The organism is Clostridium sp. AM28-20LB (assembly GCF_003480665.1).
Lineage (GTDB): Bacteria > Bacillota > Clostridia > Lachnospirales > Lachnospiraceae > Otoolea > Otoolea fessa.
Genome location: NZ_QUJN01000018.1, coordinates 584 through 1,137, shown reverse-complemented (window position 1 = coordinate 1,137; position 554 = coordinate 584). Strand labels below are relative to the sequence as shown.

Genomic DNA, 554 nt, shown 5'->3' with positions numbered 1-554 from the left:
TCCTCTGTCGGGATTTCTTGAAAACCATCCATGCTGTTGTCAGGCTCGTTGTCATTCCTGATACGCTCCCAGCCCTTTTGTCGGCGGTAAGGCTCTGGAAAATACCTCGGATTGCTGAACGCCCTCCAGCCTGTGACAGCGTTATTCATAATGTCGTTGATCTCTCGCAGCTCCCATTGTTTCGGTTCGTCATAATCATGCCCCAGTGCTTCCTTGTAAAGCTGCTTAGAGCAGACTATGCTGCCGGAATAGCGTTCCAAATAGTCTAAAATCTGTCCTGCCTTTGTGTCCTCCGGCATAAAGTCCTTTTGGTGGGCTTTCAGATAAGCGTTCATAGCCGGACTGAATCTCAGACGGAAATTGCCACTTCTGTAAATCTCCATAGCTTCTGCCCACATCTGATTGATATACTCTCTGGAAGCCTGTTCATCTGCCAAAATATGAACCTCAGCCCTTTCAGGATAGACCATAACCGGAACGAAGCGGCGGTTGCCTGTTCGGTCAAGGGGAAGAAAGTCAAGGGTATTAGAAGAACCTCCAAACACACATTGTCT

General features: G+C 48.2%; 1 protein-coding gene. It reads right to left on the bottom strand.

Translation table 11 applies throughout. The features are described 5' to 3' along the window. On the bottom strand, positions 1 to 554 hold a 554-nt coding region (locus DW739_RS15250; protein WP_243023800.1), incomplete at both ends, for a virulence-associated E family protein.